The sequence below is a fragment of the Acinetobacter zhairuonensis genome (assembly GCF_022601715.1).
Lineage (GTDB): Bacteria > Pseudomonadota > Gammaproteobacteria > Pseudomonadales > Moraxellaceae > Acinetobacter.
In genome coordinates this window covers 223,516-249,670 of record NZ_JAKVIM010000001.1, presented here as the reverse complement: position 1 = coordinate 249,670, position 26,155 = coordinate 223,516, and the positions used below count along the sequence as shown (strand labels likewise).

The following is a 26,155-nucleotide window of genomic DNA, read 5'->3' as shown; positions in this document are numbered from 1 at the left end:
ATTGCCCTCAATTACCAACGGACTTCAAATTTCTTACGTAACCAAATTGCAAGACTGTTTAATCCAATCATTAATGCAAGAAGTACGATAATGGCTGCCGCAGTACGCCCTTCAAAGAAGTTACGCAACTCATTACCCTGCCATAAGAAAATTTGCACAGGTAAGGCGGTCGATTGATCTAATGGAGTTGTTGGTACACTGGCAACGAAGGCACTCATACCAATCAATAATAATGGTGCAGTTTCACCTAAAGCTTGTGCAACACCAATAATTGCACCTGTTAAAATCCCTGGTAAAGCCAATGGCAATACATGATGGAAAACAGTTTGCACACGTGATGCGCCCAAACCTAATGCCGCTTGACGGATCGAAGGTGGAACAGCTTTTAAAGAAGCACGTGTCGTAATAATTACGGTAGGTAAGGTCATTAAGCTCAGAACCAAACCACCTACAACAGGTGCTGAAATTGGTAAATGCATCCAACCAATAAAGATTGCAGCGCCTAACAAACCAAATACAATTGAAGGTACAGCAGCAAGGTTGTTAATGTTCACTTCAATAATATCGGTAAGGATATTTTTGGGTGCAAATTCTTCCAGATAGATGGCTGATGCTACCCCGATTGGAATCGAGATAAAAATCACAATCATCATCATGAATAATGATCCCATGAACGCACCTGCTAAACCGGCTGTTGCTGGTGCACTACGTGAGTCTGGATTGGTGAAAATTTTAGTGTTGAACGTATTTTCAATAATACCCTTCGCTTCCATAGAATCAGCGAGTTGACGAACTTCAGGGCTTAGCTGTTGTTGATCATCTGGGAGATCACGATCAATATTTCCAGCTAACCACACGTCAACATTCGCTTCAGTCAAGATTTTAATGTCTTCAGTTTTGCCCACCAAAGCTGGATTAGCAAAGACCATGTCACGTAGTCTGTATGATTCAGAACCTGTGTAGATACTGGTTAAATCATCGCGCTGTGCAGCAAGATTTGGATCTTTCTTAATCATGCCATTTACAATCAGTGCATCCCAATCCACCATGCCCATTTCAGTTTGCCAAGCCACATAACGTTCTTGAAACTGTGCTGGAGATTCACCTGCACGCTGCACTGGTTTTGGACCTGCATTAATAATACTAGGATCAAAAAACACAGGAACAGTAATACTGGTTTGCCAGAATGCAGGTAGACCTTTTATTAAGATACTACCGAACAGCAATACTACAAAAAATAGACCTGAAATGACTGCGGCAAAACCAAAAATACGGAATGTATTTTCTTTGCGATGACGTTTAGCCAATGAATTTTCAATTGTCTTTTTACGTTTTTCGCGTAATTCAGCAGCAGCTTGTGCGTCAAAATTTTGATCTATAGGAGAAATATTTGATCTACTCATTCGTATTGCTCGCGATATTTACGCACGATGTACAGTGCAACAATGTTCAGACCTAATGTAATAACAAACAGCGTCAGACCCAATGCAAAGGCGACCAATGCTTGTGGACTCGCAAAGTCTGTATCACCCGTCAACTGGTTCACAATCGTTACTGTCACCGTAGAAACAGCTTCTAAAGGGTTCATGTGTAATAAAGGGCTATTCCCCGCTGCTAAAACCACAATCATGGTTTCACCAATTGCACGCGAAGCCGCCAACAAGAATGCCCCGATGATGCCTGGTAATGCCGCTGGGATAACCACCTGACGAATGGTTTCTGATTTTGTTGCGCCAAGCCCTAAAGAACCATCACGTAAAGCACGAGGAACTTGAGTAATGATGTCATCCGACAATGAAGATACAAATGGGATGATCATCACCCCCATGACAAAACCGGCTGTTAAGGCACTGGTTGCATTAATGTTGAGGCCAATAGAATCACCAAGCATTTTGAAGAAGGGACCAATCACCATTAAGGCAAATACGCCGTAAACGATGGTCGGGATCCCTGCGAGGACTTCAATGGCAGGCTTTGCCCAAGAACGGAACCCAGAGGATGCATATTCAGCAAGGTAAATTGCAATCATCAAACCCACAGGAACGGCAACCAATAAGGCAATACCACTCACCATGAGCGTGCCCCAGATTAATGGAAGTAAGCCATAGTTCCCTTCTGCAGTCCCTGATGTGCTAAAGCCAGGGTTCCATTCTGTACCAAAGAAGAAATCCATTGGATTAACAAAATGGAAAAAATGTACCGCTTCACTGAACATTGACATGACAATGCCGACTGTTGTCAAAATAGCAACGCCCGAACACAATGCTAGCCCCACATTGATAATTTTTTCGACCTGATTACGTGCACGGTACTGACCTTCAATACGTTTTTTCGCCCAAACCAAACCAGCTAAAGCTACACAAATTACGACCGCCAGTTTTGCAAAAGAACCAATACTTTCTATCTTTGCCAATTGCTGTGCCGCTGCAATTTCATATGGTGCAGCTTGGTCACTTACCCCAAATCCTGAAGCGAGTGCTTGTACACGATCAATCAGCACTTCAACGCCAGCTGCATCTAAACCATTTAAAATATTTGCTGGTACATTGTTCATCACAATGTGACGCAAAATATTTGGTTCAACAATATTCCAAACAATCAAAATTAAAAAAGCAGGGATACCACACCACAGCGCAACCAATGCCCCATAATAACCTGGGCGCGAATGTAGCATTGCTGAGTTATTTCCCTTACCTGCTAAGTTACGACTTTTTGCGAGACCAATTTGGTAGGCTATCGCAATTAAAGCCAGTAACACGCCTATAAGTAGCAGATTCATGTATTCTCCACCGTTTTTTCAATTTTCATTCTTTGAAAAAACTCACTAAGTACAAAAAGCCAATGGTGGGAGATCCCACCATTCGCCTATTTCACTGAATTACTTAACCGCTTTGCCTGCTTTAAAGTCAGCAAGGATTTTTGCACGCTCTTTGTCTGACATAGAAATCAAGCCTACTTTTTCTAACTTAGAACCTTTACCAGATACTTTCTTGCTCAAGAAATATTCTGTGTATTGTTGTAAGCCTTTGATTGATTGAAGGTGTTCACCTTTCACGTAGAAAAACAATGGGCGTGATACAGGGTAAGAACCATTCAAAATTGTTTTCTCAGATGGTGCTACGTTGTTTACTGTTGCTACACGTAATTTGTCACGGTTTTGGTCATAGAAACCTAAACCAAATACACCAACAGCGCTTGGCGAAGTTTTCAAGCGAGCTAAAGTTTCAGTGTAGTCACCAGAAATTTCGATCACTTTGCCATCTTTACGGAAAGTTGAACATGCTTTCTTTTGAGCATCTTTATCTAACTTCTTGAAGTAATCGTAAGATTCACAACCCGCTTCAACCATTTTCTCTTGGAACACTTCACGTGTACCGTGGTTAGATGCAGGAATCACTAAAGTAATTGGTTCGTTTGGAAGTGTTTTGTCAATTTGGTTCCAACGAGTATACGGGTTCGGAACTAATTTGCCATTTGATGGTAATTTTTCAGCCAAAGCAGCAAATACATGGTAAGGCTTTAATTTAAATGCAGCTTTGTTTGAATTTGAAGCAAAAACAATACCGTCATAACCAATTTTAATTTCTTGAATTTTGTTTACGCCTGCTTTTTTACAAGCAGCTAATTCAGAATCTTTAATTTTACGAGATGCATTTGCTACATCAATCGTATTGTCACCAACACCCGCACAGAACTGTTTTAAACCACCAGAAGTACCACCAGAACCCACAACTGGAGTTTTGAATTGAGGGAAAGTATTACCAAACTCTTCAGCCACAATACTTGCATATGGCAATACTGTTGAAGAACCAGCGATTTGGATTGTGTCACGTGCTGCATTTGCAGTTGTTGCTACAGCTGCCCCTGTTACTGCCAATGCAAGTGCGATGTGGTTTAAGCGCATGCTCATCTCTCTTAATATGTATGCAATGTGAAGTACGCCACTTTTTTATTCAGTTTTGTACTTTTTTCGATATATGCATTTTGATTTTAAAATATGACAAATAAGTTACAGCAATATGACGCTTTTATGATATTTGAATATTGATTGATGATTTATTTAAAATTCTTTTATATTCAACATGTAACATAAATTATATTCTTATTTTTATGATTTGATTCCTAGAGTTAAAGTGTAACAATTCATCCTGATGTCATTTTAATACGCTATAAAGCGCACCAACCTGTGCTTTGCTATCGTATAAACATTCGTCTTTTGTTTCGAATAAATTGTATTTTAATCCTGACTTTCAACATCAAAAGATACGCCTCCCTGTAGAAATGACATCAACTTTTATTTTAGCGAACCAATCTTAAATACAAAAAGGCTACCTCACGTTCGTTAGGTAGCCTCCAAATGATGAAACTTTTAAGCGATTAATTCGATTGTGCTTCAGGCAATACCGACATTTTTTTCCGATATTTGAGCACATATAAAATGGCTAAAGCCACCATCCAGATTGGACCTAAAATCACAGCCAAACGCATATCTGGTGTCAATGCCATAATAATCAGAATCATGCAGACAAAAGCGATAGTTAAGTAGTTGGTCCACGGACTCAGAATACTTTGAAACTTGGTCTGACGTCCTTGCAGTTTCATGGCTTTACTAAATTTCAAATGCGTGACTGAAATCATCAGCCAGTTAATCACCAAGGCAGCAACCACCAACATCATAAATAACTGGAAAGCTTGCCCCGGAATAAGATAATTCACCAGTACACACACCGCAGTTATGCCTGCTGAAACCATCGCAGCAGTCATTGGAATACCGCGGCTGTTGACTTTCTTCAAGATCGCAGGTGCATTACCCTGTTCTGCCAAGCCATGCAGCATACGGCTATTACAGTAAATACAGCTGTTATATACTGAAATGGCAGCAATCAACACCACAAAGTTCAAAACATTAGCAACACCATTACTATTTAATGACTGGAAAATTAACACAAATGGGCTACCGCCTTCTGCCACCATATTCCACGGATACAGACAAAGTAAAATACCAATCGCACCAATATAGAAAATCAGGATGCGATAGACAATTTGATTGACCGCTTTCGGAATGGTGGTCTCAGGTTGTTTGGTTTCAGCCGCTGTAATCCCGATCAATTCCAGACCACCAAAGGCAAACATAATTACCGCCAATGCCATAACAAAACCATGCAAACCATGTGGGAAAAAGCCACCATGCTGCCATAAGTTGGCAATGCCTGCTTGCGGACCAGCTGAACCTGAGAACAGTAAATAAGCACCAAAACCAATCATACTCAGAATGGCAATAATTTTAATACAGGAAAAGATAAACTCTGATTCACCGAAAAAGCGGACATTCACTAAATTAATGCCGTTCATTAAGATGAAGAAGAATAGTGCTGTCATCCATGTCGGGATTTCGGGCCACCAGAACTGAATAAAGGTCCCTATCGCACTTAATTCTGCCATACTGACCAGTACATACAGTACCCAATAGTTCCAGCCCGACATAAAGCCTGCCATTTTGCCCCAATACTTATTAGCAAAATGACTAAATGAACCACTGACAGGCTCTTCCACTACCATCTCCCCCAACTGGCGCATAATTAAAAATGCGATGATCCCTGCAATCGCATATCCCAATAAGATTGAGGGACCTGCAAGTTTAATGGTTTGTGAGAGACCTAAAAATAATCCTGTCCCAATCGCGCCACCTAAGGCGATCAGCTGAATATGCCGATTGGATAAGCCCTGCTTCAAAGCATGCTGATTGTGTTCATCCATACATTTTCTCCGTTATTGGTGTCACTTCCTGTACACCTTTATTCAGCAACTGCACTGAAGGTCACAATCGACCTTCAGACTAAATTTGCTTTAATTCATTCCTTTTATCTTTTAAGCAGATAGATCCTGTTTCTGCTTAAAATGAACTTGCATTCTTACATTCAATGGCTTGGGAACGCTGAGTTAAAATGTCATAGCCACGATCGCCATAATCAAAACGCGCAATCACGTTGGCAAATTTTTTCAAACTCATAGGGGCATCCATAGCTGGGAGTTTTAACTCCACAAAAGTTAGTCCATCTTGCTGCTGTACATTTTCCAACACCTGTTTCAGTTGCCCAATCGTTTCAACCACATGCGATTGATAAGCTTTGCTTCCATTAAACACTGCTGGAATTTCAGCATAGTTCCAGTTTTGAATATCGTTATAGGCAGCATTTTCACCCATAATTAAGCGTTCAATGGTATAACCGCCATTATTCAACAAGAAGATAATTGGCTTTAAGCCATGACGGATAATGGTCGACAGTTCTTGTACCGTTAATTGGAATGAACCATCGCCAATAAACAAAATTTGTCGACGTTCAGGTGCAGCGAGCAAGCTGCCTAACAAGGCTGGTAAGGTATAACCGATAGAACCCCAAAGTGGTTGTGCAATATATTTAGCAGACGCAGGCAGTTTTAATCCAGACAATGCAGAATTTGATGTTCCCACTTCCCCAATAATCACATCATGCTCTTTTAAAAATCCTGCAATCGCATTCCAAAGTAGTTCTTGACTAAGTTTCTGCTGTTCAGGCACTTCGATACGTTGGACAGGCTGCTGGGTCAAAACTGGTTGTGGAGCTTTGCGTGGAGCGACTTTTTTATTTAACTCAGCCAATAATTGCCCGATTTCAATACCCGGTACATCCTGACCAAATATATTCAAACCATAAGGTTTAATTTCAATATAATTTTTAGTCGCAATTTGGTGGGTAAAAACTGCTGAGCCTACATCGGTAAAACGCACCCCAATACCAATTAAACAGTCCGATTGTTCAATCACATTTTTTACATGCGGCTGACTTGCCCCGCCTACATAGGTTCCGACATAACGCGGTGAACCCTCATCCATAATGTTTTTTGCGGTATTCATACTGGCAAAAGGAATCGAGCATTTGTTCGATAGATCATGCAGTAGAGCCGTTACGCCAAATACCGCAGCTTCATTATCAATCAACAATGCGGGGCTTTTGGCTTTGGCAAGAATGCAGCACAGTTGATCAACCACACTACGCAGTAAATCTGGCTCAACAGCTGGATAACGAAGCTCAAGAGGACGAGTATCTACCTCAATTTTCACATGGGTAATATCTGATGCCAGTTGAATATGTACAGGACGACGCTCGATAAAACACTGACGTAACACACGATCAATTTCAGATGCTGCATTGGCTGGCGTTAAGCGAGTCTGTGCAACGGTGAACTCCTTCATGCAGTTCATAATGTTGTCGTAGTTGCCATCCACCAACGTGTGATGTACCAAAATGCCTTTTTGTACCACATGCAAAGGTGGAATGCCTGAAATATGTACCATCGGCACATTTTCCGCATAAGCGCCTGCAATACCATTGATCGCACTTAAATCACCTACGCCATAGGTGGTCGCTAGTGCGGCAAAACCGTTAATGCGTGCATAGCCATCGGCTGCATAGGCTGCATTTAACTCATTACAATTGCCAATAAATTCAAGCTGAGCATCTGCTTCGACTTGCTCAAGATAAGACAGGTTAAAATCACCAGGGACACCAAACAGATGCTGTATACCTATTTGCTTTAAACGAAGATTTAAAAATTCACCAATTTCCATGAACATTGCTCGAAATCCTTTGAGACCAATTTTTATTCCATAGAAAAAATAATATTTCATTTGACGGGTGAATTTCGTGCATAATGAAAACGAATTTGAATAAAAATACAAGATTTGTGTATCACAAAAGGATTTTATGCATGGATAAGTTCGACTGGCAAATCATACAGGCACTACAAAAAAATGGACGTCTCACCAATCAGGAGATTGGAGATTTAATTGGTTTATCAGCATCGCAATGTTCCAGACGACGCCAATTACTGGAACAAAAAGGCATCATCTTAGGTTATACCGCAAGAATTCAGCAACAAGCCTTAGGCATGGAAGTCACTGCGATGATTCACATTAATTTAAGAACCCATGAAGCAACATCTCAAACAGCATTCCAAGAGCTCATTGAAGCCGAAGACAATATTCAGGATGCTTTTTCTATTAGCGGGGATGCAGATTTTATTTTGAAGGTTGTGGCTGAAAACTTAGAACAGCTTTCGCATTTTGTAACGGAACGTTTACTGACTTACCCATTTATTGGACATATTAAATCTTACATCGTTTTGAAAAAAGTGAAGGAACAGAATCATTTTCTGCTGAAACCCAAAGGGTTCAACTATCATCATGCCCATTCCGCTTAAGTGTTTCATCCATCAAAATTCAACAATAAAAAAAGCCTGGAAATTTCCAGGCTTTTTCGAACAACATGACGATTAGTCAATTGCTGGCGTATACGTGCCTGCTTGAATTGGACCTTTGATACGGTCTGCTTCAGCAAGAACAAGCGACAACAAGTTCTGTACGTTTTCTAATGTAGCTACAGGGCTCAGTGTCGTCATTTTCAATGATTGCACTTGTCCAACCTTGGTTACACCAATATTCGCTTCACCACGTGCAAACAATTCGTCTGCAACGTTTTGGTTCAATGTATCCAACAACTCTACAGGGTAGCCTGCTGGTACTACACGGAACAAGACAGAAGCAAATTGCGGCTCAACCAAAAGCTCAAGACCATCAGTTGCTTTAATATAATCCGCAACATCACGTGTTAATTTAACACCGTGATCGATCATTGAACCATACAGCTCTTCACCTAATGCTTCAACCGTCATCCACAATTTCAACGCATCAAAACGACGCGTAGTTTGCAAAGACTTCGATACAAGGTTTGGAACACCATGTTCTTCATCATAAGCTGAGTTTAAGTATTCAGCTTCATAGTGCATGAAACGATAGTTCGCTTCATCTTTCAGTAAGAACGCACCACATGAAATGGTTTGGAAATAGTGCTTATGGAAGTCAAGCGTGATCGAGTCAGACAACTCAATACCATCTAACATCGAACGGTAATCATTCGATAAAATCAGTGCACCACCCCATGCCGCATCGATATGCATCCACGCGCCAAACTTGTTGGTGATTTCACGAATTTTCTTCAATGGATCAATTGCACCCGCATCGGTTGTACCCGCAGTTGCAACCACACATGCCACGATTTTGCCTTCTGACTGTAAATGCACCATAGTTTTTTCTAGGGCATCAACATCCATTTGAGCATTTTCGTTCACAGGCACAGTGACTACTGACTGGAAGCCCATACCCATCATTGCCATGTTCTTTTGCACAGAGAAGTGTGCATTTTCAGAACAAATGACTTTAACGTTTTTCATAGCTTCCGCAGGAATACCATCGCGCTGAACAGACCACGGATTACCGTTTTCATCTTTCCAGTTTTTCGAGATGCAAGCATCACGCGCAAGGAGCACACCCATCAAGTTAGATTGTGTACCACCTGAAGTGAACACGCCTGCTTGACCTGCACCATAACCGACTTTTTGACGAAGCCAATCAATCAATTGAACTTCCATCAACGAACCCGCTGGGCTTTGATCCCAAGAGTCCATAGATTGGTTGGTTGCATTAATCAAAACTTCAGCAATTTGGCTTGCAACCATAGTTGGGCAATGCAAATGTGCTAACGAGTGAGGGTGATGTACTTTCAAGCTTTTATTTAAGAAAAGCTCAACCATACGATCTAATGACTTTTGTACACCTAAACCTTCTTTACTCGGGTGAAAAGCAATCGCATCACGTAAATCTTTGATGCTGCCGCCTGTGTACATTTTGTCATTTTGCAACCATGCCGCTACCGCTTTGGTAGCTTGTTCCATTGCTGACTCGTAGTCAGCAATAGATTGGGCATCATTGCAGAGTAACGCTTTACGGTGTTCTGCAAAATCAACCATTATTGAGCGCCTCGCACAGCAACAAGCGCTTCAGCAATTGCTTTCTTAAAGCGAGCAATCACTTCCACACATTCTTCTTGCTTGATGATTAATGGGCAAAGTAAACGAATCACTGTACCGTTACGACCACCTTTTTCTAACAATAACTTGTTATCAAAACATGCCGCTTGGATCGCTGCAGCCAATTGACCATCAGCAGGTAAAGAACCCATATGATCCGCTGGTTTACGCTCATCAACGATTTCAACGCCGATCATTAAGCCACGACCACGAACGTTACCGATACATGGGAATTCTTGCGCTAATTTTTTAAATTCAGCTTGTAAGAAATCACCACGCTCTTGCGCATTTTGTGCCAAGTTCTGTTCAGTAATGGTTTTTAATACCACTAGACCAGTACCCATTGCCAATTGGTTACCACGGAAAGTACCCGTGTGACCCGCTGGTTGCCATGCATCAAACTTACGTTTAATACCAAGTACAGCAAGTGGTAAGCCACCACCAACAGCTTTAGACATTACAACAACATCTGGCTCGATACCCGCATGTTCAAAGGCAAACATTTTACCCGAACGTGCAAAGCCCGCTTGAACTTCGTCAAGAATTAATACGATGTTGTGCTTTTCAGTGACTTCACGGATTTTCTTCAACCATTTGGTTGGAGCAGTTACGACACCGCCTTCACCTTGAATCGCTTCAAGAATCACCGCAGCAGGCTTAGTTACACCGCTTTCAACATCTTCAATGAAGTTTTCAAAGAAGTAAGTTAATGCATCAACACCAGCCTCACCACCTAAACCAAGTGGGCAACGGTATTCATGCGGATAAGGCATAAACTGTACGCCTGGCATTAAACTATTCACCGCATTTTTAGCAGACAAGTTACCTGTCATTGCTAAAGAACCGTGAGTCATACCGTGATAACCACCAGAGAAGCTGATGACTGAGCTACGACCTGTATATGTCTTCGCCAGTTTAATCGCTGCTTCAGTCGCATCTGCACCAGATGGACCACAGAACTGTAAGCAGTACTCTTCTTTTCCACCTGGAAGATACGAAAGCAAAGCTTCCGTGAAAGCATCTTTCAACGGTGTGGTTAAATCTAAAGTATGTAATGGAATACCACTTGTAAGTGTATCTTGAATACTTTGAACGACCGCAGGATGATTATGGCCCAATGCCAATGTTCCTGCCCCAGCTAAACAATCAAGGTACTCTGTACCTTCAACATCAGTAACCCAGCAACCTAATGCTTTGGCTATCGCTAACGGTAATTTACGTGGATAGCTACGAACATTGGATTCCATCTGACTTTGGCGAGTCAAATAGTATTCGTTAGTAGAATTAGTGGCAGGGTTTACAGAAGAAACGCTCATATCGAATTACCATCTCTGATATGGGTTGAAAGAAATAAGTCTGGTGACTTGCGGTCCTTTGACTCGGTGCTTTATAGAATCTAGTTAGACAGTGTGTATCTATTTAAAAACTAGGTGCGGCATGATACCGAATTTTTCAGGAAAATAAACAACTTTTAGCAAATTTCCGCCCTAATTTTATCGAAAAAAAATCTACTGTTAACTTGTTCATCTATTATCATCTTACATTGTGACAAGCGCAAGAAAATATGATTTTTTTAACTTTTTTTAGATTTCATGTATCCCCTCGCTTACCAGTAAATTATTTTAAAATTAACCTACTGATTTAATATATTTTTATTGAATTATTCTATGTGCGGTTTCACTCTAAAAAATTACAAACTCACCACAATTCCTGCAAAAGTTTCACATGAAGCCCCTTTACCATAAACAGAATTAAATTAATTTGAAAATTCAAATAAAGGTTACTTCTTATGCGTCATATTGTACTTTCTTCGCTGCTCTTGGGTGGCTTATTCAGCAGTAATGTTTTTGCACAGCAAACAGAAGCTTTAAACTACAATTTAGTTAATGTCCAAGCCGAAGCATCACGTCAAGTTTCCAATGACGAAATGCATGCTGTACTTTATATTGAAAAAAGCAACAAACAACCTGCTGAACTGGCAAGCCAAATTACACAATTGATGAATCAGGCGATTGCCACTTCACGCAAATACCCGAATGTCAAAGTTGAAACAGGTTCACAAACCACTTACCCAATTTATGACAACGATAGCCGTAAATTAAAAGAATGGCGTGGTCGTGCAGAAATTCAAATTGAAAGCACTGATTTTAAAGCCACGAGCCAGCTCATCAGTGAATTGCAGCAAAACTTCCAAACCCAATCTATCAACTTCACTGTGTCGGATGCTCAACGTAAAAAAGTTGAAAATGAGCTCATGGTTGAAGCCTCGAAAAACTTCCAGCAACGCGCACAACTGCTGAGCCAATCTTGGAATAAATCTGGATACAGTCTCGTCAACCTAAACCTCAATACAAGCAACTCTTATCCTCAACCTGTAATGATGCGCAACACGATGGCGAAATTTGCCGATGTTGAAGCCGCACCAGTTCCTGATGTTGCTGCTGGAGAATCTAAGATTACCGTGAATGCAAACGGAACTGTGCAGTTTAAATAATTTGTAGTAGCGGACTAAAACCGTGTTCTTGACACGGTTTTTTTCATTTTATTTTGATTTACGTCATATTTAAGATCGAAATATTACAATGATATTAAAAAATAATGGTAATTAATGATAACCATTATTATTCAATTATTTGCATAGACCCTATAAGATACTGCCAAATTCGCAAATCTTATTTCCCATGTCAAATCACTTGATTCAATCTGGCACTTACAAGCCCACAAAAATTTCGCCTTTAACTTTAGCTGTTCAGCTTGCATTAGCATGTCTTGCTACGCAGAGCGCTTTTGCAGCAGAATCAGATAGCAATGCTGTCAGCACGCTACAAACCATTACCTTACAAGCTCAAGGTAACTGGTTAGAAAATGCCAATGCAGAAAAAGTACAAAAGCATGCAGGTGCACGAACTATTATTGACCGTAAACGCCTTGATGAAGTTGCTGCAACTTCTATTAAAGATGCACTCAAGCAAGTTCCAGGTGTACAAGTCCAAGAGAATAATGGTACTGGTGGTAGTGATGTCTCTTTGAATATTGGTGTTCGCGGTTTAACTTCACGTCTATCTCCACGTTCAACTGTATTACTGGATGGTGTACCTTTATCTTTTGCGCCTTATGGTCAACCGCAGCTTTCACTTGCCCCTGTTTCACTGGGTAATATCGAATCTGTTGATGTAGTCCGTGGTGCCGGTTCTGTACGCTTTGGACCACAAAACGTGGGCGGTATTATCAATTTCGCAACTCGTGCTATTCCGAAAGATTTTGCTGGTAATGTCAGCTTAACCACTGAATATGCATCTGGCACTGATCAAACCAAATTGAGTCCAAGTTTATTTGTCGGTGGAACTTTAGATAATGGCTTAGGTCTTGCCCTGCTCTATTCAGGCACCAAAGGTAATGGTTATCGCGAAGCAAACAACAAGACAGATATTGATGATGTAATGTTAAAAACGGCTTATCAGTTCACCGATGCCGACGAGATCACTTTAAATCTGCATCATTACGAAGGTCGTGGTGAAATACCCGAAGGTCTAACTCCCGAGCAATATGCGGAAAATCCTTACCAATCCAATCAGCTTCGCAATTATTTTGCAGGGCGCCGCTCGGATGTGTCCTTCCGCTACACCCACCAAGATGAGCACAATAATTTCGAATTACTTACGTATTATATCGATTCATTCCGTACCAGCAATTTAGAAACAGACCTCAGTGCCACAACTAAACGCATGGATATTTCACCTCGTGAGTACCAAGTCTTTGCTATTGAGCCACGTTTCTCCCGCGCTTACCAATTAGGTAATTCTAATAGCGAATTTACCATTGGTTATCGCTATTTAGATGAGGATAGCTCTGAATATGCCGGTCGCTCTTCTGCCTATGCATTTAATGCACCTGTTTCTGAAATTAAAGCGCGCACATCAAGTGAGGGTGGCACTAAAGCGCATGCAGTCTATGTGGACAACCGTTTTGATTTAGGCCAATGGGTGATTACTCCAGGGGTACGCTTCGAATCCATCGAAACACATAACAACTTCACAGCCTATAACCAAGGTAAATTCGTTAACACTGTTGCACCAAAAATTGACTCCGATGAATTCTTACCAAGCCTATCTGTGATGTATAAAGCGACAGACAATTGGAATATTTTTGCCAATGCAGGCGTGTCTTTTGGTCCCCAGCAATACAACCAATTAGCAACGACTAATATAAAAACAGGCATTGCAATTTCGACCTTAGATGGTCTTTCACCAGAAAAATCTAACAACTATGAAATCGGGACAAAATATCTAGGAAATGGTTTAAATGCTGAATTAACCGCATTCTATTTAGATTTTGATAAAGAACTTATTTTAGAACGTGATGCATTAAAAAATGGTTATTGGACAAACTTAGGGACAACCAGCCACAAAGGTGTTGAACTAGGTTTGGCCTATGACTTTGGCTACCTCATGGATGCTTTAGCAGGTCTCAAAGTTTATAGCAATTACACCTTCACTAAAGCTGTTGCTGAAGCAGGTAACTTTAAAGACAAAGACCTGCCATTCTATTCACGTCACACTGCTAACGTTGGTTTAGGTTATAAAGTCAATCAATGGACGGTAAATGCCGATATGTTTGCGCAATCTAAACAGCGTTCCCCAGGCAGCCAAGAATCAGGAGTTTATCAAACTGTAGAATCAGAATATGGTGAATATGGAGATATTCCAGGTTACTCGACTTTTGCCGTCCGTACAGCTTATGACTTTGGTGAACAATTCCATGGTTTAAAAATTGGAGGTGGTATCAAGAATGTGTTTGATAAGCAATATTTCACTCGTTCTACCGATACAGCAACTGCCGGAAAATATGTCGGACAACCGCGTACTTTCTACCTGCAAACTTCGTTTGATTTCTAAAATGAAGAATACGTAACCGCACATCATTTGAGACTTAAAAAAAGACTACAATTCTGTAGTCTTTTTTTATTTCAACAAAATGACAGAATTATTACACTCTATGCACTTTGCATACACAATACGCCTTCATGTCTCTTTCAGAATTCAATCTCACCCTTTTCTCTTTGATCAATGCCTCGCCTGAGGCTAGCAACAGCACCATGCACTTTGCAATTTTTATTGCTAATGATCTGCTGTATTGCATGATTGCGCTTTTTGCATGGTTCTGGTTACGTGGTGATTATGAAATTAAAAAACAAATCTTAAAGGCATTTATCTTTACCAGTATTGCCCTATTGATTAGTCAGTGTATTTCCCATATTTTTTATCACCCACGTCCATTTGTCATGGGCATTGGTCGAACTCTGATTGAACATGCACCTAATGGTTCGTTCCCGAGTGACCATATGCTGATCTTTAGCAGCATTGCATTCTCATACTTTTTCTCAGCACAACGTAAACTCGGTATTTTCATGCTCATGATGGCTTGGCTAGTCGCATGGTCACGTATTTATGTTGGCGTACATTTCCCCTTAGATATGCTTGGCGCATTTATGATTGCCTGCGCACTGAACTTGTTTGGTCTAACCCTTTGGAACCATTACAAAGAGAAACTGATGCAATGGGTGCTGACTGTTCACTTCTATCTATTTAAGCCTTTGATTCAAAGAGGCTATATTAAATAATATCCTTATAGACATAAAAATCCCGCTCAAAAGCGGGATTTTTTATTCAGCAATTTAGTAAATCGCCATGTGGTCACGGTGAATCATTTCCAGTGAACGCGCTTCACCCAAGACTTGATACACTTTATCCGAAGATAGCCCCTTAACCAGCTCTGCAGAACGCGAACTAAAATTTACACGTCCTACCGCAACACGATAACCCGATGGATCAACACATTCCACCACATCACCACGGTCAAAATGACCTTCAACCGCTTTTACCCCCACAGGTAGCAAACTACGGTGATTGTCTTTAATCGCTTTCACCGCACCATCGTCCAAAACCAAACGACCTGCAGTTTGTAAGTGTGCTGCCAACCATTGCTGATGGGCTGTAATGCGGTCATTGTCGGTAATAAACAATGTCCCAAGCATCTCACCCGCCATTAGACGAGCAAGTACCTGATCACTCTCGCCACTGGCAATAAGGGTTGGACAGCCAGACTTCGCGGCTAAACGTGCAGCACGAACTTTGGTCAACATACCACCACGACCAAATTTACCGCCACCACCTGCCATATCAAACAGGCTTTCATCTAAAGCACGCACGGTATGGAACAGTTTCGCATTAGGATTCGAACGCGGGTCAGAATCAAACATACCTTGCTGATCCGTTAAGATGATTAACAAATCTGCCTGCACCTGACCTGCGACCATTGCTGCTAGCGTGTCATTGTCGCCAAAACGAATTTCATCGGTTGAAACTGTGTCATTCTCGTTAATCACAGGAATGACACGCCAATCGATTAAATTTTGCAAAGCATCACATGAGTTTAAATAACGACGACGATCTGCTAGATCATCATGTGTTAATAAAATTTGTGCGGTTTGAATGCTATGTCGCTCTAATACACTGGACCAAGTATGGATTAAACCCATTTGACCAATGGCAGCACATGCCTGAAGACTGGGTAGATCGGTGGGTCGATGCTCTAGCTTCATACGAACCATACCTTCAGCCACAGCACCAGACGACACAAGGATGATTTCATGCCCTGCTTTGTGTAGATCCGCGATTTGTTTCGCCCAATGCGAAATTGCCTCTAAATCTAAACCTTGCCCATTTGCTGTGAGTAAAGATGATCCGATTTTAACAACGATACGTTTTAAAGCCTTGAGCTGACGTTGCCCATCTACCACTTCTATCATCTTGTCCTCAGTTACATGTTGTTCGCTTGGAAATTAACGAACGTAAATCACTTCCATATCGCTGTCGTCGTCGCCATCTTCATCGTCTTCATCATCATCGCCCAACAAACCAGCAAGACGCTGTTGACGACGCATTTCACGATAAGCTTCTTTAGCGGCAATGGTTTGTTCACGTGTTTCAGCTTCTAGCTGCTCACGGAATGCTTTCACTTCTGCTGCATATTCAGGATCTTCAACTTCACGTTCACGTTGTTGTTCAATTTGATCCATCAGGTGATATACAACAGCTTTAGTCCCTTCAGACATTAAACCTGAAGTTTTAAATACAGGTCCATCCCACTGCATTTCATCTAAGATATGCTGACACCATTCATCACGCGTATCTTCTGCAAGTTGATCGACTTTGTTTAAAACAAGAACAATTGGCAGTTTTGAAAGTGTCGGAGAGAATTTCTTCAACTCAGCCAAGATCGCTTTAGCATTATAGGCAGGGTCTGAGCCATCAATAGGCTGCACATCAACAATGTGCAATAAAATACGCGTACGCGCCAAATGCTTGAGGAAACGAATACCAAGACCGGCACCTTCAGAAGCCCCTTCAATCAGACCAGGAATATCCGCCATCACAAATGAACGATGGCTGTCTGCATCGACCACACCTAGGTTTGGTACCATGGTGGTGAACGGGTAGTCTGCAACTTTTGGTTTAGCTGCTGAAACCGCACGAATAAACGTTGATTTACCTGCATTTGGCATACCCAATAGACCTACGTCTGCCAATACTTTCAGCTCTAAACGAATTTCGCGGAATTCACCTTTAAAGCCATGAGTACATTTACGCGGTGTACGGTTAGTCGATGATTTAAAGTGGGTATTTCCCAAACCACCATCACCACCCGCAGCGACAAGCACACGCTGACCATTTTCAACTAAGTCACCGATGATATCGCCAGAGTCTGTATCAACAATGGTTGTACCTACAGGAACCTTTAATATAGTGTCTTCACCGCCACGACCTGCGCAGTTTGCACCACGACCATTTTTAGCACGTTCTGCTCGGAAGCGACGAGTATAACGGTAGTCTACAAGAGTACTGGTATTTTCATCAGCCTCAACATATACACTACCGCCACGACCACCATCACCACCATCGGGACCACCAAATGGTACAAATTTTTCACGGCGAAAACTGGCTACGCCATTGCCACCGTCGCCAGCCTCTACGGTAATGACTGCTTCATCAACAAAGCGCATACTGCCAATCCTCTAAAATCTTTAAAACCGCTTATTCTGCCACATTTTAAAGCATTTCTCGAATAGAATTATTCAACTAAATATTAAAATCGCTCATTATTATTCTGTATCACCCTATTTTTATTCTTGTTTTAGGTTTTTAGAAGCTAACATTATTTGATAGAAGAAATAAAATTGAATACTTCAACATTTAAGTCATTGCTCAAGTTCTCAGCTACTTGCAGGAAACTTAAAATCAGAACTCTGCTAATTTAAGTATTTAAAGATCTATCTTCGGCTTATTCGCCAAAATTTCAGGGATGTTTCTTTCAATCCAAGAAATGAGCTCATTGACCTTAGTTGCCGCCTGCGAACCCAAAATCGTTAGTTGATATTCCACTTTCGGTGGAACAATTGGATATACAGTCCGCAAAATAAAGCCATCTTGTTCCAAAGTTTTCAGTGTTTGCGACAACATTTTTTCACTAATCCCTTCAATTTTTGCTTTAAGCTCACTAAAGCGATGCACACCCTCACTTAGACAATGCAACACCAACAGCGACCATTTACTGGACAGATGTTCGAGTATTTCGCGAGAAGGACAAGCTGTCGATAAAACTTGCCCCAATAAATGGCTTGTTGCATATGTACTCATAAACTCCCCCTGTGCAGTAGCTGCTTACTTTTCTTATCTGTACTTTCATTCGGTAAGCTATCAGATTAATCTTTAACCATCAAGAAACCGATTCATTCTTTCCCTAAACCACTAAGCCCCCAATCTAAATACGTCAATTCAACCTCATACAAACAAGGTTCTGAATTAGGGATGAATATTTCTTACAGGTAAATGCATATTCATCTGCAAATTCGCAGATGTTTGTCGTACAGCATTTAACATCGTGGCATCAAAACTAGCAATTCGATCCATTTTCATTGGATCATTCAAATGTAATTTCGGTGCAAAGCGATGCACCACATGCAAGCCTACGCGTTCATCGAACTCAAAATAAACAGGTCCATCAAATAGAATCTTCACAGGAATGGTGTATGCACGTTTAAGCTGAAACGGTACATCCAACTGAACAGGAATATCGAGTTTCACAGGAAACTTGGGCAATAGTTGATTTTGATAAATTAAATCAGTCGTGGTTTCGACAGGCATCAGCTGATCAATCTGGATCATGGTCTGATAGTCGATATTTACTGTAATAGGCGTTTCAACTTCGAACTTCAAATCTGCAAGATATTTCCCTTGTAAAGGTAGACTCAGCTGACGATCAATATCGATTTGGGTATTCAGCTTGCCTTTTGAATGAATATCTAAATAGTTACCCACATGAATCTTGGTTGCTAAAGCATCTGGCAACTTGATTTCAGAATGCTGTGCCGAAATTTGCATAGACGCGATTACATTCAGATACAGCCAGAATGAAATCGCAATCGCGAGAACCAATCCCACAAAACTGACCAATAAAAATCGATAGGAAGAAATCACCTGCTCACCCTCCTATTCCGCTCGAACCAATTGCGGTTGTTCAAACTGTGGTGATGAGAACTTTAAGGTATTCAAAGGGACTTTTAATTCTCCACTCTGAATTTTGACTGGCAAGGTATTTTTCACATCGACTGTGGCATTTAAAGCCGTCTTGATCGGAACATTTAACTGACCTTGCACAGGTATCTCAGTTTTTAATGTTGCATTCAAAAGAATATGCAAGTTTTCTTTAAGGACTGTTTTAACGGGGGCATCAAATTTCAGGTGTACGTTCTGCTCTAAGGGCACATTAATATGAATCGGTACATCAAGATTGATAGGGATTGAGCCCTTGAGCGGCAAACTGATATTTTTACCCATAACCACAACATTCACGCGCGTATCAATGGGCAAGTTTTGCTGTACCTTTAAGGTTTCCTGTACAGGAATGGTGGTCTTAATCGGGACTTGATTATCAAAATACACACGTGGAGTCAGCGTTTGAGCAAGAGGAATCTCTAACTGTTCTTGAATGGGAATTTCAGCATTAATTCGTCCCGAAACACCAACATCCAAAGCATCGTGTATTTTAACCTTTGCCTGCAATGGCTCTTGCAAATCAATATTCACAGCCTGATTACGCAGTGGAATATAAATATTGAAATGTTGAAAAACCCAAATGGCGAGTAAGACCCCACTAAAAGTAGCTAAGCCTAAAAATGCCAAACCCACAAACACTCTTTTTAATCGCAATGACTTAATCCTTTAAGTTCGATTTTTGATTTACTCAATCCATTTGAGTCATTGTTTTATCTTTAATCTGCATTAACGAGACAGAAATTGCTAAGCCCGTTATAGGCTAAGATAGTTAGATCATTGCGCCAGCATAGCGTAATAAATTTAATACTACTAATTTTGTCGGAATTATGGCATTGACCTAATTTGAATGCGTGTAGTTATTTAAGTCAACTAAAAAATGAATGTAGCAAGCTTAAGAATTTTAAAGACAAAAAAAGAGCTTCAGTTCCGAAGCTCTTTTTTATTAACTGAACAAATTATGCATTTGTTTCAGCAGGAACTTTTGGATAGCTTACGCCGCCCATTTGTTCAGCAATACGCAATACTTGGCAGCTATAACCTACTTCGTTGTCATACCATACGTATGCAGTTAAGCGGTTGCCAGAAGTGATTGTTGCTTGCGCATCAAACACACCCGCAGTACGCGAACCAATGAAGTCAGAAGATACAACTTCAGTTGAATTGGTATAACCAATTTGACCTTGAAGGTTAGAACTGATTGAGATTTGACGGATGTATTCGTTCACTTCTTCACGATCAACTTCTTTATCAAGCGTCAAGTTAAGAATAGCAAGTGAAACGTTTGGTGTTGGAACACGTACAGAGTTACCTGTTAATTTACCTTGAAGTGCTGGAAGTGCTTTCGCTACAGCTTTTGCCGCACCAGTTTCAGTAATCACCATGTTCAAAGTCGCAGCACGACCACGACGATCTGCTTTATGGTAGTTGTCGATGAGGTTCTGGTCGTTTGTGAACGAGTGAACTGTTTCAACGTGACCATTCAACACTGTGTATTTGTCATGTAATACTTTCAATGTTGGTGTAATCGCATTGGTTGTACAGCTTGCAGCAGAAATGATTTGATCTTCATCAAGAATGTCTGCTTGGTTAACACCGAACACCACGTTTTTCATGTCACCTTTACCAGGTGCAGTTAAAATTACGCGTGCAGCGCCTGGGCATTTAAGGTGTTGAGCCAGACCTTCTGAATCACGCCATTTACCCGTATTATCAATCACAAGCGCATCTTGAATACCATAAGCAGTGTAATCTACTTCTGATGGGTTAGATGCATAAATTACTTTAATGAAAATACCATTAGCAATGATTGCTTCGTTTTCTTCATCAATAGAAATTGTGCCTGAGAATGTACCGTGAATAGAATCACGACGTAATAAAGAAGCACGTTTCGCCAAATCACCATCAGATGATTTACGCACAACGATTGCTTTAAGGTTTAAACCACGACCTAAACCAGACTGACCAATCATTAAGCGTGCAAGGATACGACCGATACGACCGAAACCGTAAAGAACAACATCTTTACCTTCTACAGAAGTTTCACGACCTTCTAATGATTTAACAGCATTCGCTACAAACGCGTCAACATCGCCGCCTTGTGCTTTATATTCAACAGCAAGTTTACCTAGATCAATTTCAGCAGTACCGATATTCTGGATTTTCGCCAATGCTTGAATAATTGGGAATGTATGAACAACTGAAAGTTCTACATCCATCATACGTGTACGACGGTGCGCTTTCAAAATCTGAATAACAGAACGGTTAACTAAAGAACGACCGTAAACTGAAGTCACGATGTTTTGCTCACGGTAAAGTTTACCGATTAAAGCAATCATTTGTTCCGCGATTTCTTCACGGTTTTTCCAGCGACCTTGGTGCTCTGCGTGTAGGGCGATAATAGTCTCTTTGCTCACAGATACGTCCTCTAATTAAATTGTATATCTAGGCATAAATTTCAAAACCCGACAATTGTAAAGGAATTGTCGGAAAGATTGAATCAAAAGCTGGCTCAGTCGCTGCTATTTTCCTACATATTCATTATAAAATTACAAAATAGTTGTAATTATTTTGGTGATTGTACTTTTTATGCCAAATATTGAAAAAAGTGATTTGCCTGCAATCACCCAAAAAGAACTAAAAAATCACCCTATCCTGTTGATTCTGTACCCTGCTTAAACACTCATATTAGTACAATTAATCTTGATCGTTTAAGCGCTCTTCTGCTTTTTCAATATTGCGTGCTAAATTCTGTTTCAGATGCTGTTGTTTATACAAATGTAAACTACCCTCGACCACCAAAACCAACACGGCACACCAAATTGGGATATAAGTAAGCCATTCATCTGGTTTAACCTGCTCACCCAACGCTATAGATGCTGCTGCCAATAACACCGGTTCTAGGTAACTCAGCAAACCAAATAAAACAAAAGGCAAGTATCGACTCGCCAGAATATAACTGCCCAAACCAAGCGCACTTAAAAAACCCAAGCCGATGATTGCCCAAATTAAATATGTGTATTGAGCAATCAGACTTAAAGACTCAGACGTTGATAATAGATAGAAAGCGACAGGCAAAATCAGGAGTAAATCCCACCAGAAACCGCCCAAATGATCCGTTTTAAATAATCGTCTAAGATAAAAATACAAAGGATAAGCCAAGGCAACATAAGCAGTTTCCCATGCCACGCCGCCAATTCGCCAAATCTCATGTCCCACACCCAGTGCTGCTAGAATCACTGCGACCAATTGCCATCGAGAAAGTTTTTCTTTATGCAGCACACAGCCGATGAGTACCATGACCAAAGGCAAAAGGAAATATCCTAAAGATACCTCCAAGCCCCGACCATTAATCGGCCCCCACAAAAACAGCCACAATTGCGAAGTACACAACACCGAGCTAATCAACAACCACAATAAATAGATAGGTTTTTGAATGACTTTTTTGAACAGTTCAGTAATCAGCTTTAGCTCACCCGACCACCACATAAACAAGGTCAAAAATGGCAAGGTCGACAGCATGCGCCATGCGAAAGTCTGCTCACTGTCTAAAGGTTTTAAAAATTCTGTATAGCCGTAAAGCACGCCAAAGGTGACGGATGCCAATACCGACAGTGCTACGCCTTTATACATCTTTTCACCCTAACTTTTTGTCGGGCGTAGTATACCGATTAGTTTAATAAAAAACTTCAGGATTAAAATAACTTTCACGCAAATCTAAATTTTGACTGCACCATACTCTCCATCATTTGAATAAGCATTAACTTTAGCCATTATTCAGATTTTGCTTTGCTATGTTGGGTACGAATTAAATCACCCAAATCATAGCCAAGTGATTTGGCATATTCTAAGTATTCATTTAGGACTTCGGGCTTTGCTTCGGGTGTACGCGAAAGTACCCACATGTATTTACGACGCGGCTCACCGACCAATACCGTTTGATAATCATCATCCAGTTTTAAAATCCAGTAATCCCCACGTGCCACAGGCAACCAGCGTACGGCTTCGGGTAAAAAGCTGACTTGCAGCTTGGAATTAAACGGCGCATTTTGAACAAAGGCTTCACCTAAGGCTTGCTGTAACACGCCATCTTGCGAGTAACACCGGTTATCCACACTCACATTGCCATTTTCATTCAAGGTATACGTTGCAGAGACATCACGCACACATTTATTTTGAAAGTACATAGGTTTCCGAGCAATCTCGTACCATACCCCCAAATAGCGGTCCAATTCGACTTTTTCGACCACAGGCATAGGCTTGGTTTGCGCATAAGCCAAAGTCGCTGCGCCCAATCCCACTAAAATTGCCCCGCCAATGACTATTTTTGTTATACGCCAACTTGCTTTAGGAAGATTACTGTCATTCATCACAACATCCTTTAAAAGATTGATCTGGACCAAGCCCGAATGTAATTTATTAAAAAATAACGGGCTTTAATCCAACAAACTGTAGCGTTATGTAATGATTTTGCAGCAAAAAGTTTGCGACCTTATTGCAATAAATGCGCTTTCAAACGCAAAATTTCATCTCGTAAACGTGCAGCTTGCTCAAACTGTAACTCTTTCGAGGCTTTCAACATCTCTTTTTCCAGTTTCGTGATGTGTTTACTGAACAATTTTGGATTAGACAAAATATGTTGCTCATCCGCAGACAATGCTTGGGCCTGATCTGCAATCTTGGCATCAATTTGATCATCACTCAGTACTTCACCTGTATCAATTTCCTTAACGACTTGTCGTACTGCACTTCGTGGCGTGATGCCATGCTCCAAATTAAACTCGATTTGCTTGGCACGACGACGATCCGTTTCATCTATTGCCTTTTGCATTGAATCGGTAATACGGTCAGCATACAAAATCGCTTTCCCTTTTAAGTTACGCGCAGCACGACCAATGGTTTGAATCAGTGAACGTTCTGAACGCAGGAAGCCCTCTTTATCCGCATCCAAAATTGCTACTAAAGATACTTCAGGCATATCCAAACCTTCACGCAGCAGGTTAATTCCTACTAATACATCGTGAATACCTGAACGCAATTCATGAATGATTTTGACCCTCTCAACGGTATCAATGTCGGAATGTAGATAGGCAACTTTTACCCCATATTCTTTCAAATAGGAGGTCAAATCTTCCGCCATACGCTTAGTTAAAGTGGTCACTAAAACACGTTCATTCAATTCTTTACGAATATTAATTTCCGACAGCACATCATCCACTTGAGTCAACACTGGACGGATTTCAATTTCAGGGTCGACCAAACCTGTGGGACGAACCACCTGCTCGACTACTTGTTCCGATTTTTCCAATTCATATCGTGCAGGTGTCGCACTGACATAAATGGTACTTGGAACAATGCGCTCCCATTCTTCAAACTTCATCGGACGGTTGTCTAAAGCACTCGGTAAACGGAAACCATAATTCACCAAGTTTTCTTTACGAGAGCGGTCACCTTTATACATAGCGCCAATCTGCGGCACCGTGACATGCGATTCATCAATAATCAGCAAGGCATCATCAGGTACATAGTCAAATAACGTTGGTGGAGCTTCCCCTGCTGGACGCCCCGATAAATGACGAGAATAGTTTTCAATACCATTGGTATAGCCCAACTGCTGCATCATTTCCAGATCGTAGCGGGTACGCTGTTCAATCCGCTGTGCTTCTAGCAATTTGTCATGTTCACGGAAAAAAACTAGGCGTTCTTTGAGCTCTTCGCGAATGGTGCCAATCGCACGTTCAAGGTTATCTTTAGGTGTGACGTAATGGCTTTTTGGATAAATGGTAACACGTGGGACTTTTTTGACCATCTTCCCTGTTAATGGATCAAACCAACGGATCGAATCAACTTCATCATCAAAGAGTTCAATACGAATAGCATGCTGATCCGATTCGGCTGGGAAAATATCAATAATTTCACCACGGATACGATAGGTCGCACGTAAAAACTCTAATTCATTCCGACTATATTGCATTTCCACCAGACGACGGATGATCTCATCGCGACTGATCCGATCACCTTCAACGACATGCAATAACATGCTCATATAGGCATTCGGATCACCCAAACCATAAATAGCAGAAACAGAGGCCACAATAATGGCATCACGGCGTTCGAGTAAAGCCCGCGTTGCTGACAAGCGCATCTGATCAATATGATCATTAATTGCTGAATCTTTTTCAATAAAAGTATCGGAAGATGGCACATAAGCTTCGGGTTGATAGTAATCGTAATAACTGACGAAATACTCAACCGCATTATTAGGAAAAAAGGATTTAAATTCGCCATAAAGCTGTGCGGCAAGGGTCTTGTTATGCGCCATGATAATCGTCGGACGTTGCGTCTGTGCGATCACATTCGCCATGGTGTAGGTCTTACCAGAACCCGTCACCCCTAATAACAATTGATTACGGCAGCCTTGCTCAACACCACGTACCAGTTTTTCAATCGCCTGCGGCTGATCTCCCGCGGGTTGAAACTGAGTGACCAAATCAAAAGGTTGTTGACTGTCTTGCACAGGTTTTTGACGCTCTTGCATGGTTTCCATCTTCGACACATTCTGACTTACATAGTATGGGGGCTATTCGACAACATACAATAAGCTTTCATATACATTTCACATTGAATTGATTACATAG

Annotated in this window: 20 protein-coding genes; 4 read left to right on the top strand and 16 right to left on the bottom strand. The window is 41.0% G+C overall.

The genetic code is table 11. From position 1 onward, the window contains the following. Positions 1-11 precede the first annotated feature (11 nt). From pstA to MKI85_RS01195, 5 genes are all read right to left on the bottom strand, one after another. The gene (gene pstA / locus MKI85_RS01215; protein WP_241624201.1) at positions 12-1,403 is read right to left on the bottom strand and encodes a phosphate ABC transporter permease PstA; all 1,392 of its coding nucleotides are present in this window, start codon (positions 1,401-1,403) and stop codon (positions 12-14) included. After that, entirely contained in the window at positions 1,400-2,779 is a 1,380-nt protein-coding gene (pstC, locus tag MKI85_RS01210; RefSeq protein ID WP_241624198.1) for a phosphate ABC transporter permease subunit PstC, read from the bottom strand. Before pstC ends, pstA begins: the two co-directional genes overlap by 4 nt. Positions 2,780-2,878: 99 nt before the next feature. Continuing rightward, positions 2,879-3,904, bottom strand: a complete 1,026-nt coding sequence (locus tag MKI85_RS01205) for a substrate-binding domain-containing protein (protein ID WP_241624197.1) — start codon at positions 3,902-3,904, stop codon at positions 2,879-2,881. 473 nt (positions 3,905-4,377) lie between these two features. Continuing rightward, on the bottom strand, positions 4,378-5,757 hold the full coding sequence (locus MKI85_RS01200; protein WP_241624195.1) for an amino acid permease: 1,380 nt from the start codon (positions 5,755-5,757) through the stop codon (positions 4,378-4,380). Between the two features lie 136 nt (positions 5,758-5,893). Next, complete coding sequence (locus tag MKI85_RS01195; RefSeq protein WP_241624193.1) at positions 5,894-7,615, bottom strand: alpha-keto acid decarboxylase family protein; 1,722 nt, start codon at positions 7,613-7,615, stop codon at positions 5,894-5,896. 134 nt (positions 7,616-7,749) lie between these two features. Here MKI85_RS01195 and MKI85_RS01190 point away from each other — a divergent pair, with 134 nt between their 5' ends. Beyond that, positions 7,750-8,241: an Lrp/AsnC family transcriptional regulator gene (locus MKI85_RS01190; RefSeq protein ID WP_100241289.1), complete on the top strand. Its 492-nt coding sequence runs from the start codon at positions 7,750-7,752 to the stop codon at positions 8,239-8,241. Positions 8,242-8,313: 72 nt separating this feature from the next. Here MKI85_RS01190 and MKI85_RS01185 read toward each other — a convergent pair whose 3' ends face one another. Together MKI85_RS01185 and MKI85_RS01180 are read right to left on the bottom strand one after the other, a co-directional pair. Then, on the bottom strand, positions 8,314-9,846 hold the full coding sequence (locus tag MKI85_RS01185) for a pyridoxal phosphate-dependent decarboxylase family protein (RefSeq protein WP_241624191.1): 1,533 nt from the start codon (positions 9,844-9,846) through the stop codon (positions 8,314-8,316). Next, complete coding sequence (locus MKI85_RS01180) at positions 9,846-11,222, bottom strand: diaminobutyrate--2-oxoglutarate transaminase (RefSeq protein WP_142768242.1); 1,377 nt, start codon at positions 11,220-11,222, stop codon at positions 9,846-9,848. Before MKI85_RS01180 ends, MKI85_RS01185 begins: the two co-directional genes overlap by 1 nt. Positions 11,223-11,695: 473 nt before the next feature. Here MKI85_RS01180 and MKI85_RS01175 point away from each other — a divergent pair, with 473 nt between their 5' ends. From MKI85_RS01175 to MKI85_RS01165, 3 genes are all read left to right on the top strand, one after another. Beyond that, positions 11,696-12,400, top strand: a complete 705-nt coding sequence (locus MKI85_RS01175) for an SIMPL domain-containing protein (protein WP_241624188.1) — start codon at positions 11,696-11,698, stop codon at positions 12,398-12,400. Positions 12,401-12,587: 187 nt separating this feature from the next. Next, positions 12,588-14,801, top strand: a complete 2,214-nt coding sequence (locus MKI85_RS01170; RefSeq protein WP_241624186.1) for a TonB-dependent receptor family protein — start codon at positions 12,588-12,590, stop codon at positions 14,799-14,801. 128 nt (positions 14,802-14,929) lie between these two features. After that, the gene (locus MKI85_RS01165; protein WP_241624184.1) at positions 14,930-15,526 is read left to right on the top strand and encodes a phosphatase PAP2 family protein; all 597 of its coding nucleotides are present in this window, start codon (positions 14,930-14,932) and stop codon (positions 15,524-15,526) included. 54 nt (positions 15,527-15,580) lie between these two features. On the opposite strand, the gene proB is transcribed toward MKI85_RS01165, so the two are convergent. The 9 genes from proB to uvrB all read right to left on the bottom strand — a co-directional run bounded on the left by proB (position 15,581) and on the right by uvrB (position 26,055). Beyond that, a complete protein-coding gene (gene proB / locus MKI85_RS01160) occupies positions 15,581-16,714 on the bottom strand; it encodes a glutamate 5-kinase (RefSeq protein ID WP_241624182.1) in 1,134 nt (377 codons plus the stop codon). A gap of 33 nt (positions 16,715-16,747) precedes the next feature. Beyond that, positions 16,748-17,968: an Obg family GTPase CgtA gene (gene cgtA, locus MKI85_RS01155; protein ID WP_241624180.1), complete on the bottom strand. Its 1,221-nt coding sequence runs from the start codon at positions 17,966-17,968 to the stop codon at positions 16,748-16,750. Between the two features lie 259 nt (positions 17,969-18,227). After that, the gene (locus MKI85_RS01150) at positions 18,228-18,602 is read right to left on the bottom strand and encodes a winged helix-turn-helix transcriptional regulator (RefSeq protein ID WP_241624178.1); all 375 of its coding nucleotides are present in this window, start codon (positions 18,600-18,602) and stop codon (positions 18,228-18,230) included. Positions 18,603-18,767: 165 nt separating this feature from the next. After that, complete coding sequence (locus MKI85_RS01145; RefSeq protein ID WP_241624176.1) at positions 18,768-19,442, bottom strand: hypothetical protein; 675 nt, start codon at positions 19,440-19,442, stop codon at positions 18,768-18,770. Between the two features lie 12 nt (positions 19,443-19,454). Then, positions 19,455-20,174, bottom strand: coding sequence for an MFS transporter (locus MKI85_RS01140; RefSeq protein WP_241624174.1), 720 nt, complete (start codon positions 20,172-20,174; stop codon positions 19,455-19,457). A gap of 302 nt (positions 20,175-20,476) precedes the next feature. After that, positions 20,477-21,934: a glyceraldehyde-3-phosphate dehydrogenase gene (locus MKI85_RS01135; protein WP_241624173.1), complete on the bottom strand. Its 1,458-nt coding sequence runs from the start codon at positions 21,932-21,934 to the stop codon at positions 20,477-20,479. A gap of 280 nt (positions 21,935-22,214) precedes the next feature. Continuing rightward, positions 22,215-23,150 (bottom strand): EamA family transporter RarD, encoded by a 936-nt coding sequence (gene rarD / locus MKI85_RS01130; protein WP_241624172.1) that lies wholly within the window; start codon positions 23,148-23,150, stop codon positions 22,215-22,217. A gap of 140 nt (positions 23,151-23,290) precedes the next feature. Next, positions 23,291-23,887 (bottom strand): lipocalin family protein, encoded by a 597-nt coding sequence (locus tag MKI85_RS01125; protein ID WP_241624171.1) that lies wholly within the window; start codon positions 23,885-23,887, stop codon positions 23,291-23,293. 122 nt (positions 23,888-24,009) lie between these two features. After that, the gene (gene uvrB, locus MKI85_RS01120; protein WP_241624432.1) at positions 24,010-26,055 is read right to left on the bottom strand and encodes an excinuclease ABC subunit UvrB; all 2,046 of its coding nucleotides are present in this window, start codon (positions 26,053-26,055) and stop codon (positions 24,010-24,012) included. Between the last annotated feature and the right edge of the window lie 100 nt (positions 26,056-26,155).